General features: G+C 64.2%; 14 protein-coding genes. 10 read left to right on the top strand and 4 right to left on the bottom strand.

Annotation, left to right across the window (positions count from 1 at the left end):
- The first annotated feature begins 1 nt into the window (after position 1).
- On the top strand, positions 2–829 hold the full coding sequence (locus tag ACSSVG_RS04940; protein ID WP_253466687.1) for a DUF998 domain-containing protein: 828 nt from the start codon (positions 2–4) through the stop codon (positions 827–829).
- Here ACSSVG_RS04940 and ACSSVG_RS04935 read toward each other — a convergent pair.
- On the bottom strand, positions 768–1,394 hold the full coding sequence (locus ACSSVG_RS04935; protein WP_253466690.1) for a hypothetical protein: 627 nt from the start codon (positions 1,392–1,394) through the stop codon (positions 768–770). The two genes, ACSSVG_RS04940 and ACSSVG_RS04935, sit on opposite strands and share 62 nt — an antisense overlap.
- A 33-nt stretch (positions 1,395–1,427) precedes the next feature.
- Here ACSSVG_RS04935 and ACSSVG_RS04930 point away from each other — a divergent pair, with 33 nt between their 5' ends.
- The 7 genes from ACSSVG_RS04930 to wsfD all read left to right on the top strand — a co-directional run bounded on the left by ACSSVG_RS04930 (position 1,428) and on the right by wsfD (position 8,534).
- Entirely contained in the window at positions 1,428–2,273 is an 846-nt protein-coding gene (locus ACSSVG_RS04930; RefSeq protein ID WP_231339584.1) for an inositol monophosphatase family protein, read from the top strand.
- Between the two features lie 142 nt (positions 2,274–2,415).
- A complete protein-coding gene (locus ACSSVG_RS04925) occupies positions 2,416–3,705 on the top strand; it encodes a PVV-CTERM domain-containing choice-of-anchor G protein (protein WP_231339583.1) in 1,290 nt (429 codons plus the stop codon).
- A 42-nt stretch (positions 3,706–3,747) separates the two neighbouring features.
- On the top strand, positions 3,748–3,930 hold the full coding sequence (locus tag ACSSVG_RS04920) for a hypothetical protein (RefSeq protein WP_231339582.1): 183 nt from the start codon (positions 3,748–3,750) through the stop codon (positions 3,928–3,930).
- A 94-nt stretch (positions 3,931–4,024) separates the two neighbouring features.
- Entirely contained in the window at positions 4,025–5,386 is a 1,362-nt protein-coding gene (locus ACSSVG_RS04915) for an XrtP-associated glycosyltransferase (RefSeq protein ID WP_231339581.1), read from the top strand.
- Between the two features lie 5 nt (positions 5,387–5,391).
- Entirely contained in the window at positions 5,392–5,982 is a 591-nt protein-coding gene (gene xrtS / locus ACSSVG_RS04910) for an exosortase S (protein WP_492417638.1), read from the top strand.
- Positions 5,972–6,853: a septum formation family protein gene (locus ACSSVG_RS04905; RefSeq protein WP_492417637.1), complete on the top strand. Its 882-nt coding sequence runs from the start codon at positions 5,972–5,974 to the stop codon at positions 6,851–6,853. Before xrtS ends, ACSSVG_RS04905 begins: the two co-directional genes overlap by 11 nt.
- On the top strand, positions 6,846–8,534 hold the full coding sequence (wsfD, locus tag ACSSVG_RS04900; protein ID WP_492417636.1) for a glycan biosynthesis hexose transferase WsfD: 1,689 nt from the start codon (positions 6,846–6,848) through the stop codon (positions 8,532–8,534). Before ACSSVG_RS04905 ends, wsfD begins: the two co-directional genes overlap by 8 nt.
- On the opposite strand, the gene ACSSVG_RS04895 is transcribed toward wsfD, so the two are convergent.
- From ACSSVG_RS04895 to ACSSVG_RS04885, 3 genes are read right to left on the bottom strand one after another with little or no spacing between them, the layout of a single operon-like run.
- Positions 8,508–9,149, bottom strand: coding sequence for a helix-turn-helix domain-containing protein (locus ACSSVG_RS04895; RefSeq protein ID WP_231339577.1), 642 nt, complete (start codon positions 9,147–9,149; stop codon positions 8,508–8,510). The genes wsfD and ACSSVG_RS04895 overlap by 27 nt on opposite strands.
- Positions 9,143–10,288: a hypothetical protein gene (locus ACSSVG_RS04890; protein ID WP_231339576.1), complete on the bottom strand. Its 1,146-nt coding sequence runs from the start codon at positions 10,286–10,288 to the stop codon at positions 9,143–9,145. The genes ACSSVG_RS04895 and ACSSVG_RS04890 overlap by 7 nt, the downstream gene beginning before the upstream one ends.
- Complete coding sequence (locus tag ACSSVG_RS04885) at positions 10,285–11,511, bottom strand: sensor histidine kinase (RefSeq protein ID WP_231339575.1); 1,227 nt, start codon at positions 11,509–11,511, stop codon at positions 10,285–10,287. Before ACSSVG_RS04885 ends, ACSSVG_RS04890 begins: the two co-directional genes overlap by 4 nt.
- Before the next feature lie 74 nt (positions 11,512–11,585).
- On the opposite strand from ACSSVG_RS04885, the gene ACSSVG_RS04880 reads away from it, so the two are divergent.
- Together ACSSVG_RS04880 and pcrA are read left to right on the top strand one after the other, a co-directional pair.
- Entirely contained in the window at positions 11,586–12,254 is a 669-nt protein-coding gene (locus ACSSVG_RS04880; protein ID WP_492417634.1) for a response regulator transcription factor, read from the top strand.
- Between the two features lie 78 nt (positions 12,255–12,332).
- A complete protein-coding gene (gene pcrA, locus ACSSVG_RS04875) occupies positions 12,333–14,876 on the top strand; it encodes a DNA helicase PcrA (RefSeq protein ID WP_253466707.1) in 2,544 nt (847 codons plus the stop codon).
- The last annotated feature ends 173 nt before the right edge of the window (positions 14,877–15,049 follow it).

Below are 15,049 nucleotides of genomic sequence, written 5' to 3'. Positions count from 1 at the left end.
TATGACGACGGCGGCCGGTCCGCGCGGCAGTGACCGCGGGCTTCTGCCCGACCTCGCCGGGAGACGCGAGCTGGTTGGGGGATGGGCAGCGATCACGCCCATCCACTACTTCATAGTGGAAGCCGTGGCGATAGCTGCGTGGCTGGGCAACCCGGGCTATGAACGGCGGGCACACGTCATCAGCGATCTCGGTGCGGCCCACTGCGGACCTTTCAACGGGTATGAAGTCTGTTCCCCGCTCAATTGGTTGATGAATGTCTCGTTCGTGCTTCAGGGCGCAGCCATGATTCTGGGCGCCGTGTTGGTCAATACGGCCGTGTTGTCCATCGCGGCCGAGCCGGGTGCGCGGGTCATCACTCCCCGGATGGCCTCGGAGTCCCGCAGGGCAGCGGAGTCCATTCCCTGGCTCGCGGCCGGGGTTGTGCGGGCGCTGATCCTCGTTGCGGGCATAGGCCAGGCAATGGTGGGGCTTGTTCCCGAAGACACGGACCTGGCGTTGCACCTGGTCGGCGCGGGCATGTACTTCATTGCCGGGCCACTGTCCTTGGCGATCCTGGGCGTCGTGTGGCGCAGGCATACGCAGATGTCCTGGTTTGTCCTCGTGTGCGGTGCGGTGTCCCTGGGAACCACCATCTACATCCTTGCAGTGGGGCTGCGCGTGGAGGAACCGGGTGCGATCGAACGGACCATGGCCTATCCGATCATCATGGGGTTATCCATGGTGGGCCTGGTAGTGGCACGACGGGTGACGAAGCAAAGGAAAGCTGTCAGGGCTGTGGTGCGTTCTTCCGTCCCAGGAACACCGCAGCCACGCCGCACAGGAGGCTGATGAGGAACAGCACCCACGACGCAACGGTGAGCGAAGAGGCCAAAGCCACCGCACCGGCGTCGGGCGTGTCCGTTGACAGCATGGAATCGATGGCCACATTGGACCACAGGTGGGCCACCGCGAACAGCAGCGGAGCAGCCCACATGGCCCAACGCCATGACTTCCGCGCCACATTGGTGCCGATCAGCAGCAGCCAGCTGAAGCCGAAGATCAGCGGAAACAGCGTGCCGGCAGTCTTGTGGACGTAGTTGAGCTGGCCGCGCGCGGACTCATCCATGGCATCGCGGAGCTGCGAGACGTAGTCCTGTGAGAAGCCGCCGATCAGCGAGTCCGGCATCGCCAGGCCGCCGGAGAGCTGGGTCATCTGGTTCAGGGTCAGCAGGTGCAGGTACCAGAACAGGAACAGGCTGGCCACGACGCCCGCGATCACAATGAGCTTGGAGTTGCCCTGCGCCTTTTGCGGGGTGCGCTGGGTGGTGGTGTTGATCACGGGGGGCAAGGTGTGATCGGGAACCACAGCCTTTGCTCCGTGCTTCTTGATGCGCTGCGCTGGTGTCTTGGCCATGTCATCCATTATCCCGCCACATAAGCTGGAACCATGACCACCGGCAGGCACACCGCAACTGAACTCGATCCTTCACTCGACGACTACCAACTGGCAAGCGCGCTTGTCCGCGAGGCAGGCCAACTGGCGCTGCTCATGCGGATGGGCGGCTTGCAGGGCGAACGCAAGACCTCGGTGTCCGACGTCGTCACGGCGGCCGATCACGCTGCAGAGGCATACGTCCTGGAACAGTTGCGGCGCTGCCGCCCCGAGGATGGCATCCTCGGGGAAGAAGGTGCGTCGGTGGCCGGAACAAGCGGCCGGACCTGGGTGATCGACCCCGTGGACGGCACCTACAACTTCCTGCACGGCTCCACGTACTGGTGCTCGGCCATTGCCCTCAAACGGGACGATTCAGACCACGGGGGCACCGCGGTTGTTGATCCGGACGTGCTGCTTGGCGCCATCTACCAGCCCGAATTGGACAAGCTTTGGCTTGGCGGCGGGGAACACCCCGCGACGCTGAACGGAGAACCGATCTCCGGCTCCGGCGACCGCTCCGTCAGTGAAATCAGCGCAGCTACCTACATCCACCCCACGTGGCTGGCGGACCCCCGCACAGCCATGCCGTGGCACGCTGCCGCGATCACTGCCGCGTCCCTTCGTATGTTCGGGTCCGGCTCCTGCGACCTTGGCCGGGTTGCCGACGGCGAACTCGGCTGCTGGTTCCAGCACAGCTGCCCCGAATGGGACTGGCTCCCCGGTAAGGCGATTGTCCGTGCCGCAGGCGGGGACACCGCCGTCGTGAAGGTCAACGGACTTAACTGGTTCGTCGCTGGAGGCCCGACGGCGGTGCGCGAGTTGAGCGCGGCGCTCACCTCTGTTCCCCAATTTGCCTAGGTGCTGAAACCGGGTTAACCCCTTCGGGTACCCCTGCGAAGCTCCACTGTTTGCCCTTGTTATTTTGCACCGGGGGGCGTTTGCCCCCACGGTCTCAGCTGCAGGCAAGCCTTGTCCTGCAGCGTTCGCAAGGGGGAAGTACTTGAACAGCAAGAGCAAGCTGTGGCCCACCGCCGTCGGCGTTACCGCCGTCTCGGTTCTGGCCATCGGCCTCGTGGCCGCACCGGCAGCCAACGCAGCACCCACTGACGTCATTTCGGTCGGCAGTGGTCAGATCATTGATGGCTCAGTCCTGGCCATCCCGAACTTCGCCGGCCTCGCAGCCAACGGCGCAGCCAAGGCCGAGCAGATCGGCACGCCGCCGTCCGGCCCGGCCATCATCGAAAACACCACCCCGCTGGATCTCAGCGCGGTCTTCGGCGTAGTCAACGTCGGTGCGGGCAACATCCCGCTCCTGCAGGACAACGGCATCATCCAGGTTGGTGCGGTCAGCCAGTACGGCAAGGCCGTCAACGACGGTTCCTCCGAAGCATTCTCGGGCACTGTCTCCGGCGCTCCGGGTCTGGTAACCCTGCCCGGCGGCCTTCCGACCTCGGGCGACCCGGCCATTCCGGCAGCCCGTATCTCGGCCGGCACCGCAGACATCCTTGGTGGCACCGACCTGGTCAACCTCCAGCTCGACATCACCACCCTCGCGGCAGCAGCCAAGAAGGACCAGGGCGCAGCACCCCAGGGCGCCTACGCCCTTGCCGGTGTTTCGGCTGAGGTCGGCGGCACAGTGGTGGGAGGCGTTGCAGGCACCGTCAGCACCGCGATCAACACAGCCAACCTCGTCCTGACCCCGCTCGGCGTGACGGTTGCCAACCCGGTGGCCGGCGGCACCATCGCCATCACCGAAGCTGACCTCCTGGCCGCGGCAGGCGTTGCGGACCTGAATTCCCTGGCGCCTGGAACGGATTTGGTTTCCTTCCTGCCCCAGGCCGTCGCCACCAAGCTGACCACCCTGGTCAGCAGCACCCTGGCAACTGCCACTGCTGCCGTGAATGGCCTTGGCCCGATCGCCCAGCTCACCGCCGGACCTGCCCTGGCAGTCCTTACCGCGGCACTTAACGGTGTTGTCGCAGGCGTGGCAACCACCATCGTCACCCCGCTTGGTTCAGCCCTGACTGCTTTGGTTTCGGCCAAGGTCAACGTCCAGGAAACCGCACCGTCGGGCGCCTTCACCCAGCGCGCCCTGCAGGTCGGCATTGCCGGGGGCGCCATTGCCACCGTCAACCTCGCCAACGCAACTGTTGGTCCCAACCTTGACGCAGCGGCGATCCCGCTGGTCAACGCCGACACCATGGCCATCAGCGGTGGCGTGGCCCTCCTGGCACTGCTCACCTGGCTGTTCGTTCGCTCGCGCCGCCGGTCTGCGGTAGCTGCTGCCTGATCGCCTTGAGCGCATCAAGCATCAGCGAAAGGAGAACTCCTTATGTACGGCCATAACTGGACTGCAGGCGGCACAGCAGCCGGCGGTACCGCCCTCGCTGTCACCGGAGCCCCCACCCTTGGGTGGGTCATCCTGGTGGGTGTTGCCTTGCTGATCACCGGCTTCGTGGTCCTGCGTAACAGCAGGCTCAAGGCTGCGAAGCGGGATGCGGGCCCTAACCCGTAGCACCACCGGCGGGACGGCTCCTGCAAGGGCCGTCCCGCCACCCTTAATCTTTTCGAACAGGCCTCCCCGGCCACGCCCCAAGCATGGGAAGTAAATGTCGGTACTCGAATCCGCGCAGGCGCTGGCTTTTGTGCTCCTGGTGGTTTTTCTGTCGTATATCCTCGTGATCCTGGTGCCGTTCCTGCGGCGCAAACCCGATCCCGAGGGCGATCCCGGCTCTTTCTCCTGGCATGTGTTCATTCCATGCCGTGACGAGGAGGTGGTCATTGGGAAAACGCTGGAGCTGCTCCGTGCGAAGTTTCCCGAAGCCCATGTCTGGGTAGTCGATGACGACAGCGACGATGCCACGGCGGCCATTGTTGAAGCGGCTTCGGACCGCGACAGCATGATCCACCTGGTCCGACGCCGGCGGCCACTTGCCCGCACCGGCAAGGGGGACGCCCTCAACGCCGCCTACCGGACCCTGGACGGATGGCTGCCTGCCGACGTCGACCGTTCCTCGGTGATTGTCCTGGTGGTCGACGCCGATGGTCACCTTGCGGACAACGCCTTCCGGCAGGCGGCCGGTCCCCTCGCGTTCGGCGACGCAGAGGTCGGCGCCGCGCAAACCGCCGTGTTTATGTCCAACCTGGAGGACCCCGAACTCAAGGGTGGCCAGGGGCTCGACCGCATCAAGAAGGCCTTCGGCCGCTACCTGGTCCTGATGCAGGACATGGAATTCCGCACGACCATCGCAGCAATGCAGTCCCTCCGGCGCCACACCCTGACCGTGGGGCTGGGCGGAAACGGCCAGTTCACCCGGCTGTCCGCCCTGGACGCCATCGCCAGGACGTCGGGACAACCGTGGCACGGCGCGCTCCTTGAAGACTATGAACTCGCCATCCACATCATGCTGGGCGGCTACAAGACCGTGTATATGCACGACACCCACGTGGCGCAAGAGGCACTTCCGGACCTCCGCCGCCTCCTGACCCAAAGAACACGCTGGTGCCATGGCGGCATGCAATGCAGCACCTATTTGAAGCGGATCTTCGAGTCGCCGTACTTCAGCAATGTTGGCGCGATCGAATCCAGCTACTTCCTGATCCAGCCGTTCATCCAGATTGTTGGCCTGGTCCTGTGGCCGACGCTGTTCGTCACCATGGTGGCCCAGGGCGCACTGACCATGGGCAGCTTCGCAGCCTGGATTTCCGCGGCCTGGTTCATCATTCCGTTGATCTTCGCCACCGGCGTGCTGCCCTTCGCCCTGTGGGGACTGGTGTACCGGCGGCAGGTGACGCCGGAAAAGAACTTCATGATGGGCGTGGTGTGGGGCCTTGGCTATTGGCTTTACATGTACCAAAACTACGTGACGGTGCTGCGGGCAACGTACCGCCTCATCACGGGCCGGCAGGGCTGGGCAAAAACCCGCCGTAACCACGAGTCCGACGTCAAACTCCTAGCGAAGGAAGCCTAGTGGCAATGAGCGCCGACATCAGCAACGTCTCCGTCCCCCGTGGACCGCGCGCCATACCCGTTCGGAAAGGCCGCGGCGGGGGCGTGATCGGGCTGGTCTTCATCGCTGCGGCCGTAGTGGCGATGCTCCAACAGGAAAGCATCCGGGCAGCGGAAGCCTGGCTCATGGCTACCGTCTTCGACGGAATCCTCGGCGGGGCGTCCTACAGTGTGGACGACATCATCTTCCACAACGTCGGTGGCGGCCAGCCCTACGCACTCATGGTCACTGGCCTTTGCTCCAGCGCAGTCCTCCTGACACCCATCGCCGCACTCGCCGGAATCCTGTTCCTCATGGGCCGCATCCCGGTTGGGCGGCTCATGCCCGCTGCCATCACGGCCCTGGTCATCGTCTCTGTCAGCAACGCCATCCGATACTTCATGATCGCGGCGGCACAGCAGAGCTGGGGCCAGCAAGGCTTCGACCTCATGCACCACTTCTTCGGCTCCTTCGTGGTGATTCTCGGCTTCGTGGCCGCCATCATCGTCCTGGTGCGGGCCGCCGTCGTCCGTAAAGACCGTGCCGCTCCGGCTCGCAGGGGCCGGCGTGCGTCGTAGGCTGCCACTGGTCTTCGCGGCTGTTGGGCTCACCGCCGCCATGGCGTTGGCTGGCTGCGCGCCCGGAGATGCCGAATCGGCCACTGACGGCCAGGTAACCGGCGCTTCTTCGGAAAGCACAGCGGGCCAGTGCCACGTGATCACCACCCCGGAGGAATACGGTGCAAGCAGTGACTCGCGTCCCGCCGTTGCGTGTTCCGAGCCGCACACCACTCAGACATTCCTGGTTTCCAGTGTCCCCGAACCGTTGGCCGGCCGGGCCGAGCGCCCGCTCCACGAGCAATTGCAGAACCTCACCACTCGTCTTTGCCCGGCAGCCGAGCTGCGCAAGTACCTTGCCGGCAACGACCGCGACGCTACGGCGGGCATGGCCGTCACCGGTTTCTATCCGAGCCGGTCCGAGTGGGCTGCCGGGAGCCGGACTGTACGCTGCGACGTCCTGCTGACATCGCCCGACCAGGCTCCGCGGGAAACCACCATGGACCTCAAAGACGCGCTCGCGGGGCCGGATTCGGCGCAGATCCGCCTTTGCTATGCCCAGGAAATCAAGGACGGCGTGCTCAGCTCCGAAGGCTCGGATACCACCTGTTCCGAGCCCCACACCACCGAGGACGTCAGTGCTTGGTTCGGCCAGGACGCCTCGTTGGTCGGCCTCGCCGCGCAGCAGGAACGCTGCCTGCCGTTCGTTCTTGACTTCCTGAAAGTGGACGTCCTGCCGGCGGACGTGGAAGTCCGGCCAATTGTCAGGATCGACGGCGGTGCAAGGGCTGTCCGTTGCGGCGTGGCACCGCTGCAAGCCAGCCCGGAGCCCTGGACAGGAACGCTTGCGCCCCTGGCCGGCACACTGAATGGGGGAGCGGCCAATGGTTGAGACCAAGCCTGGAGAACCGAAACCATCCACACCCGAAGCGGGAGAGTTCGCTCCGATGCCGGTGCGGTCCGGCAAGGGCCCCACGTCCGGCCCGGTTCGCAGGGCAGCGGGATTTCTCGCCAGGTTCTTCGGACCCGGAGAGCTGGCGCTTGGAGGAGTCCCCGTCCCGGCTGTCCTTGCCGGCGTGGTGTCCGCCGTCGCCATGATGGTGAGGCTCTTCGTTCCAGGGCCTGTAGGCATGGCGGACCAGGGAGACGGCCACGCGCTGGTCTGCTCCCTTGGCGTCAGCAATGTCCGGCCCTGGGACTACGCCGACTTCACGAGGTTCATTTACCCAAGCTGGTCCCCGCACCACTTCGTCGGGGAGGCGTGCGGGGCTGTTGGCTCGGGTGAAGCCGTGTACTCGTCCCAACTGGCCTTCCTGTGGTTGGGCAAGGTGTTCACCCCGTTGTTTGGTTGGGGTCCCGGCCTGGATATGCGGGCCGTGGGGATTGTCTGCTGCCTCGTCTTCGGCTCGCTGATTGCCGCGCTGGTTGCTGTGCTGCCGGGACGCACCAGTTTCCGGCTCCTGGTTGCCGCACTGGTCGCTGCAGTGATGGCTGACGGTGTCTTTGCTGATTTCTTCATTTCCCCCTACCCCGAAGCTGCAGCTTTCCTGGGGACGCTGGCATTGCTGGTGGCGTTGCTGAACTACTGGAACGGCCGTGGAAACCGCTGGTTGGCCATCCTGTGGGTTGCCGCGGCCGGTACTTTCACGGTCGCGGCCAAGCCGGAGATGGTTTCGTGGCTGCCTGTGCTCGCGTTGGCGTTGTTGTGGCTGCCGTATGTTCGTTCGCAACGTTCCGGCCGCAGGGCACCGACGGCAAACTGGTGGCGGCAGCGCATGGTTCCGTTCGCGGCGATTCTGGCAATCGTAGCTTTCGCGGTGGCATTCCTTGCCGTTCAGCCCAAGCGCACCAGTGACGTGAACCTCTACAACGCTGTCTTCGCCGAAATCCTGCCGCACAGTCCGGTTCCTGAAGATGACCTCAAGTGGCTGGGCCTGGACCCGGGTTTCCTCGCGGCCAGCGGAACCACAGTTGCGTCGCCGCGTTCAGCTGCGTTGAACCCCAGGTTCCACGAGTTCCAGGAGCAGGCCGGGCCGGCGAAGCTCGTTGGGTTCTACCTGACGCACCCTGAACGGCTGATCGGTATTGGCGAACGGGGGATCACGGCCATGCTGGCACCCGAACTTGGCTACATTGGTTCCTACATGGAGGGGCAGGGGCATGAACCTTTCGACAAGGACCGCCGCTTCCCAGTGATCCTGGGCCTTTTCACCGCCATGAAAGCCGTGCCTGTGGCCTTGGTGGCCATGCAGTTGCTGACTCTATTGCTGGGCTTTGCCGTTGCCTTCCGTAAGAAGGCAGCAGTGGGTCGCCTTGCGGTAATTGTCGTGGTGGGCGGATGGTTGCAGTTCTGGGTGGTCATGCTGGGATCGGGACAGCCCGAGATGTATCGCCAACTGATCCTTTCCGGGTTCCATGCTGCGCTGTGCGTGCCATTGCTGGTGGCGTTGATCAGCATCCTGGCGTCCCAACCGCAAAAGCCTGTGCTTCAGCAACCGGAACCCGCGGTGCCTGACCAAGCGACGCCGGAGGTAGGCCCTGAGAAGCTACGTGACCCAGCCGTCAGCGTTTAGCTGCTTGCGCAGGCTGATCACGTTGCCGAGCTTGATTCCGGCAGCGGCATAGCGCTGCCTGATCCTGTGCAGGTGGGCCTTGACGGTTTGTTCACTGATGCCCATGGCGTCCGCAACGCCGCGCACGGACAAAGCTTCGCTTCCGAGGTAGAGCTCCGCCAGCCGCTGTTCGCGCAGGGATAACTTGACCCGAACCGGTGCGGTATCGACCATGATGGCGGCCGCGTCGGGGTGCACATACGGCTGCCCGTCAGCCGCAGCCCGGATGGCCGTCTCGGTGTGTGTGGGACCCGCGGACTTCGGCACGTACCCGAGGGCGCCGGCTGCGCGGGCTGCCCCTGCCTCCCACCCGTCCATGGCGGTGGCCAGGACCACCACCCGGAGGCCGGAGTCGATAAGCCAGTGGACCGCAGGAATCAGTTCTGCTTGGTGGTCCAAGGTCCCCAGGACGGCAACTGAAATGGAGTCCCCACCAAAATCGGGCTTGTCCAGGCGGGGTGGAATGGCGTTCAGCCCGGAGGCAACCACCAAGTCCGGAGCGTTGCAACGCAACCATGCATCCAAGGTGTCGATCATCAGCTGGTGATGATCGACAACCACCATACGGGTCACCATGGTTTCTGCGCCTTGGTACGGACCATGATGCTGGCACCTCCTGGATCTGTGTGGACGCGGGGGGAACCCAACAACTCGAGCTCGCTCCACAATGCCGGAGTGCATCGGTTGGGGTTCAGCTGGGTCACCCGCCATGTAATGAGCAACGTGGAGTCCATATCCGGTTCCACAAAGATGTGGATCCTTCGGGGCCGGTCAATCAACCGGTTGTCGGGCTCTCCTGCCGCTGTGGCCAGGAGCATGGTTGCCGCCAACACAGCTGACCGCGAAGCCTGCGGCATCCGGTCCACCAGGTCCGATTGCGCCACGACCATGACGGTGGATTCCAGGTCGGCCAACGCCAAGGACTCAGTGAGCCACGTGGTGGATTGCGAAAGCACCAACTGGTTGCGTAGCTGCTTTGCCAACTCCTGGGCCTGTTCCGAGAAGTGGGGGTCGAGGGGGAGTTCACGCCCCTCGGCAACCTTGGCGAACAACGACTGGATCTGTTGGTGCGTTTCGGCCAGGCCCTCGACCCTCCCGGAATCGCGCGACACGGATTGTTCGGTCAGTGTGTTCAGGGCCTCCAGGGTCCTCCGCTCCATGGCGCCGTGCAGGTGGCTGTGGAGGATAAAGACAGACAGCCCGCCCAGGAGGCCGGGGAGGAGGGTGATGAAGAAGATGAGCAGCCCTTCCCCGGAGCCGAACCGCGGGGTGGTGGCGTAATAGGCGCCGCTCAGGACCGAGTTGGCGGCTACAAGGACCAGGAAGCCCAGCAGGTCCCAGCGCATGGCGACAAGGAAGACCAACGCAGTCCCAAGGAGAACGTTCAACGCCAGGGACAGGTAACCCGATGTGAGCGTGACGAATTGGGCGGTCATGGTTCCGGAAGCAATGGACGACGCCAGCCAGATGAGGCGCACGTAGGGCAAATGGCGGCGAGGTGTCTTCGGGGCCGAAGCCATGCTGGCCACGGCAAGCCCCAAAAGGTCGAACGCCAATGCGCCAAGCTTCAAACGGTCAAGGCTGCTTCCATCGAGGGAGGCGGCGTTCAGGATGCAGGAAATGATCCAAATGGTCACGCTGGTGATCACTACGACGGTCCGGGAAACGAACAGCGGGCCGTCCTTGGAAGCTGTGTTCAGGTGCGCCAGGCTCATGGCGCGTCCGCTTCGAGGACAATGGTGGTCCCACGGCCGGGGGCTGACATGACCTGGGCCCGGCCACCGACCCCGCCCATGCGGTTCACCACGGAATTCTTCACCCCGAAGCGTTCCGCGGGGATGGCATCGGGGTCGAACCCTACCCCGGAGTCGCTGATCAACACCGACACCAGTGAACCGGAGCGCGATACCAGCACGTCAACACGGTCGGTTCCGGCATGGCGGGCGGCATTGACCATGCATTCCTCGGCGGCATCGGCAATCGCCAACTGAAGCGGCACCGGCAATGTTCCCCCTTCGCCGAAGACGTCCACGGCGAATCCATCACGGCTGTGGTGGCGGGCGCGGTCCGTCAGCAGCAGGGCAAGTTCGTTGCAGGGTTCGACGCCGGCCACCGCACCTTGGGCGCCGACAGGACCGTCCAGGTGCCTCATCGCATCCCGTAGGTGGGCTTCGGCGGCCGAGGTCCGCGGATCCAGCCCACCGGCGTCGGGTGTTCCAGTGGTGAGCATTTCCCGCAACTCGTCCGGGGCCGCTCCTGCACCGCCCCTGGCCAAGAGCGTCAGTGAGCGCAGGACGGTGTCATGCAGGACCCTGGCCTCGGCTGCGGTGGCGTCGATTTTGGCGCAGGCTACAGCCTGGGCAGCGGCCGATTCCGCCCTGACGGCTTGATCGCGCCAATAGGCCGCAAGGGCTTTGGGTGCTGAATGGCCCACCACGAACATGACGTACCAGGCCCCCGTGACCATCAGCATGGTGGTAGGCCCCAGGTTATGAACCATGGACGACATGAGGGTGTGTCCCAAGACCAGAACTGCCAGAATTCCCGTAAAGACCGCGGATTTCCATGAATCACGCAGGGACAGGACCAGGGGTGAACTTGCCGCGAGGACCAGGCTGTGCGCCAGGAGTAATGAGTCTGAATCCTGGCGGTAGGTGACACCGGCGAGGAGTTCGGAAAGGGTGATCATTGCCAGGACGATCACCAGCCTGAGCGGCCAGGCGTCGGTCCACCACATCGCGGTAAGGCAAGCAAAAACCAGGACCATCAGCACGGCGGCAACCACACGGTGCCATCCCGGCCCGCCCATGATTGGCGCCAAGTACAGCCACGAAGCCGCGATAAAGACGAAGCTGACCACGGCACCGCTGCGGACCAGCACGTCCGAACCATACTGCACCGGCCGCTCTGTTGCCGGCCGGTTAATCCATGCCCCCATGAATGTCTCCCCCGAAACCCGTGTCACCTAAAATGGTGACGACATTTCCAAATCATATGGGGGGGAGGGGCGCGTTGTTGCGATACCCGGTGTCCCGACCCGCCATTGAAGTCGACATCGTGGAAGACCACGCCGTCCTTCTCGAAGGGTTGGCTCAATGGCTCCAGGCCAATGCCCCCGGGATCCGGGTGGTGGGCCGGTACGGCTCGTGGGCCGAAGCGGCCGCGAACCTGCGGGGGTTGTCCGACGTCGTGGTCCTGGACGTACTGCTCGGCGACCAAGTGCCGCTTCGCGCCAAAATCCAGGCAATCGTCTCCACCGGACCACAAGTGGTGGTCTGCAGTTCAGTGGTGGACCCCGCCGTGATGCGCCAGGCCATCGCTGCAGGCGCACTGGCCTATATCCCCAAGACGGCGCCCGCCGGCGTGGTGGAAACCGCGCTCCGCCAGGCGGCACAGGGAATCTCATATATTACGGAGGAAGTCGCAGCTGCCCTGCAAGCCGAGCAGGCCGGGCCTCAACTATCGGCGCGGGAGCATCAAGTGGTTTCCGTGTATCTGGGCGGCGTTGCCGGCACCCTTGCAGAGACCGCGCATGTCCTCGGAATTTCCATCGATGGGGTGAAGAAGCACCTGGCGGCGGTGCGGCGAAAATTCCAGGACGGTTCCGAACCGTTGACCCGGCTGGCACTCAGGGAGCGGTTGGTCTCGGACGGCTGGCTGCTGGAGGACCCAAAACAGTGACCTCCATGGCCTTCGATCCGGCCGCCGTGGAGTGCCCGCCTTATAGTGTCGGAGCCACCGCCTAGACTGGTAGGCACCATGGATATGTTGTTTGACCCCTACGCAGACGGACCCTTCAAAGCAGGCACCAAAGCCGCAGTCAAGGCTGCCCCGGAGCTTTCCCACTCAGGCGGCGGTGCGGCCGGCGCCCGCCTCCAGCCGGGAAACAGCGGGTCATCGGACGCTCCTCAAGGACCAGCTTCAGGTGGATGGGGCAACCAAAGCGGCTCCGGTCTGCCAACTGCTGAGGCACTCCTCCAAGGTCTGAACCCGCAGCAGGAAGAGGCAGTCAAACACGCCGGCAGCCCTTTGTTGATCGTGGCAGGTGCCGGGTCAGGCAAGACCCGCGTCCTCAGTAACAGGATCGCCTACCTCATCGCCACCAAGCGTGCCCACCACGGGGAAATCCTGGCCATCACCTTCACCAACAAGGCGGCAGCGGAAATGCGGGAACGCATCGAAGCCCTGGTGGGCGGCCGCGCCAAGAGCATGTGGATCTCCACGTTCCACTCCTCCTGTGTCCGCATCCTGCGCAGGGAAGCCACCACTGTCGGGCTGAACTCGAATTTCTCCATCTACGACTCCGCGGACTCACTGCGCCTGATCACCCTTGTGGCCAAGAACCTGGACCTTGATCCAAAGAAGTTCGCACCCAAGGCCATCCAGCACAAGATCTCTGCCCTCAAGAACGAACTCGTCGACGCCGACTCCTATGCGTCCTCCGCGAATTACAACGACCCCTTCGAAACCGCCGTGGCCGAGGTCTTCAAGGGCTACACGCAGCGCCTTCGCCAAGCCAATGCCATGGATTTCGATGACCTCATTGCCGAGACCGTCTACATGTTCCGGGCTTTCCCGGCGCTCGCCGAGTCCTATCGACGCCGTTTCCGCCATGTCCTGGTGGACGAATACCAGGACACCAACCACGCCCAGTACGCCTTGGTCAGGGAAATCGTGGGCCTGGGGACCGATACCAGCGTCCAACCCAGCGAACTCACCGTGGTGGGCGACTCGGACCAGTCCATTTATGCCTTCCGGGGTGCGGACATCCGCAACATCGTCGAATTCGAGGCTGACTACCCCAATGCCCGCACCATCAAGCTCGAACAGAACTACCGCTCCACGCAGAACATTCTCAGCGCCGCCAACTCGGTGATCTCACGCAACCCGAACCGCCAGGAAAAGCGCCTGTGGACCGCTGAAGGTGATGGCGAAAAGATCGTTGGCTACGTCGGTGAGAACGAGCACGACGAAGCGCAGTTCATCGCCAAGGAAATAGACCGGCTGCAGGACGAGGAAAGCCTGCGTCCGGGCGACGTCGCCATCTTCTACCGCACCAATGCCCAGTCGCGCTCCATCGAAGACGTGCTGGTCCGGGTCGGCTTGCCCTACAAAGTTGTTGGTGGAACCCGCTTCTATGAGCGCAAGGAGATCAAGGACGCCCTCGCCTACCTGCGCGTCCTGGTGAACCCTGACGACGACGTCAACCTGCGCCGTATCCTCAACGAACCAAAGCGCGGCATCGGTGATCGGGCCGAAGGCGCCGTTGCTGCCCTGGCTGAACGTGAGCGGTCCTCCTTCATGGCCGCCGCCCGCCGTGCGGATCAAGCGCCCGGAATGGCCAGCCGCTCCGTCAACCTGGTCCTGGGCTTCGTGAAGCTGATGGATGACCTCTCCGAGGTAGCGTCCGGTTCCGGTGCCGCTGCGGCCCTGGAGGCCGTCCTGGAGCAAACCGGCTACCTTGCCGGGCTGCGCGCCAGCACGGATCCGCAGGACGAGTCCCGAGTGGAAAACCTCGCCGAACTGGTGGCCGTAGTCCGCGAGTACGAACGCGACAACCCGGAAGGTTCCCTGGGGGAGTTCCTGGAGCAGGTTTCCCTGGTGGCGGACGCCGACCAGATTCCGGATGCACCCGGCGCTGACATCGACGCCGCGGTTGCAGAGGCCAAGCGCATGGGTGTGGTCACGCTCATGACCCTGCACACCGCCAAGGGCCTTGAGTTCCCGGTGGTCTTCCTGACCGGCATGGAGCACGGGATCTTCCCGCACCAGCGCTCGGCCACCGATCCCAAGGAACTCGCGGAAGAACGCAGGCTCGCCTACGTGGGCCTCACCCGCGCCCGCAAGCGGCTCTACGTCACGCGATCCGAAGTCCGCAGCATGTGGGGCCAGAGCCAGTACAACCCCGCCAGCCAGTTCCTCGAAGAAATCCCTTCCGAACTGGTGGAGTGGAAGCGCGAAGGCATGAGCCGCCAAGCAGGCGGTTGGGGCAGCGCCCCCATCGGTTCCAACCGCTATGGCGGTTCGTTCTGGGGAGCGGGCACCTCGCGCGGTGCTGCCGCCAGCCCCACTGCGGGGTTCGACGCCGACGTTCCTGCCGCCGTCGCACGCAACAGGGTGCAGCCCCAGAAGGAAGTCATTTCCGTGGTGGTGGGGGACAAGGTCAACCACACGAGCTTCGGTAACGGCGTGGTCCTGGGCGTTGAAGGCGCGGGGGACAAGACAGTGGCCAAGGTGAAGTTCGACGTCGGGGAGAAGCGCCTGCTGTTGCGTTACGCGCCGCTGACCAAGCTTGATGCTTGATCTTCGCCGGCAGCTGGCCTCCGTACCTGTTGTCCTGACCCCCTTCCCGGCCTAGACTGACCGGGCGTTGCACTGGGGCCGACGTCTGTTTGCTGCCCCATCGCCGCAACCCGTGTTGGCAGTTTCAGCATTGCTGTGTGGGTCCGCGACTCTGATCAGCTGAAGCAGCGCAT

The organism is Paenarthrobacter sp. E2MeOHC11 (assembly GCF_058744955.1).
Note: the sequence above shows the minus strand (reverse complement) of the source record. Positions and strands in the feature narration are given on the sequence as shown.

Bases quoted from the DNA above. Each gene is read 5' to 3' on its own strand.
- pcrA (WP_253466707.1), top strand. From the start codon at position 12,333: ATGGATATGTTGTTTGACCCCTACGCAGACGGACCCTTCAAAGCAGGC.
- wsfD (WP_492417636.1), top strand. From the start codon at position 6,846: ATGGTTGAGACCAAGCCTGGAGAACCGAAACCATCCACACCCGAAGCG.
- ACSSVG_RS04930 (WP_231339584.1), top strand. From the start codon at position 1,428: ATGACCACCGGCAGGCACACCGCAACTGAACTCGATCCTTCACTCGAC.
- ACSSVG_RS04935 (WP_253466690.1), bottom strand. From the start codon at position 1,394: ATGGCCAAGACACCAGCGCAGCGCATCAAGAAGCACGGAGCAAAGGCT.
- ACSSVG_RS04940 (WP_253466687.1), top strand. From the start codon at position 2: ATGACGACGGCGGCCGGTCCGCGCGGCAGTGACCGCGGGCTTCTGCCC.
- ACSSVG_RS04920 (WP_231339582.1), top strand. From the start codon at position 3,748: ATGTACGGCCATAACTGGACTGCAGGCGGCACAGCAGCCGGCGGTACC.
- xrtS (WP_492417638.1), top strand. From the start codon at position 5,392: ATGAGCGCCGACATCAGCAACGTCTCCGTCCCCCGTGGACCGCGCGCC.
- ACSSVG_RS04885 (WP_231339575.1), bottom strand. From the start codon at position 11,511: ATGGGGGCATGGATTAACCGGCCGGCAACAGAGCGGCCGGTGCAGTAT.
- ACSSVG_RS04890 (WP_231339576.1), bottom strand. From the start codon at position 10,288: ATGAGCCTGGCGCACCTGAACACAGCTTCCAAGGACGGCCCGCTGTTC.
- ACSSVG_RS04895 (WP_231339577.1), bottom strand. From the start codon at position 9,149: ATGGTGACCCGTATGGTGGTTGTCGATCATCACCAGCTGATGATCGAC.
- ACSSVG_RS04915 (WP_231339581.1), top strand. From the start codon at position 4,025: ATGTCGGTACTCGAATCCGCGCAGGCGCTGGCTTTTGTGCTCCTGGTG.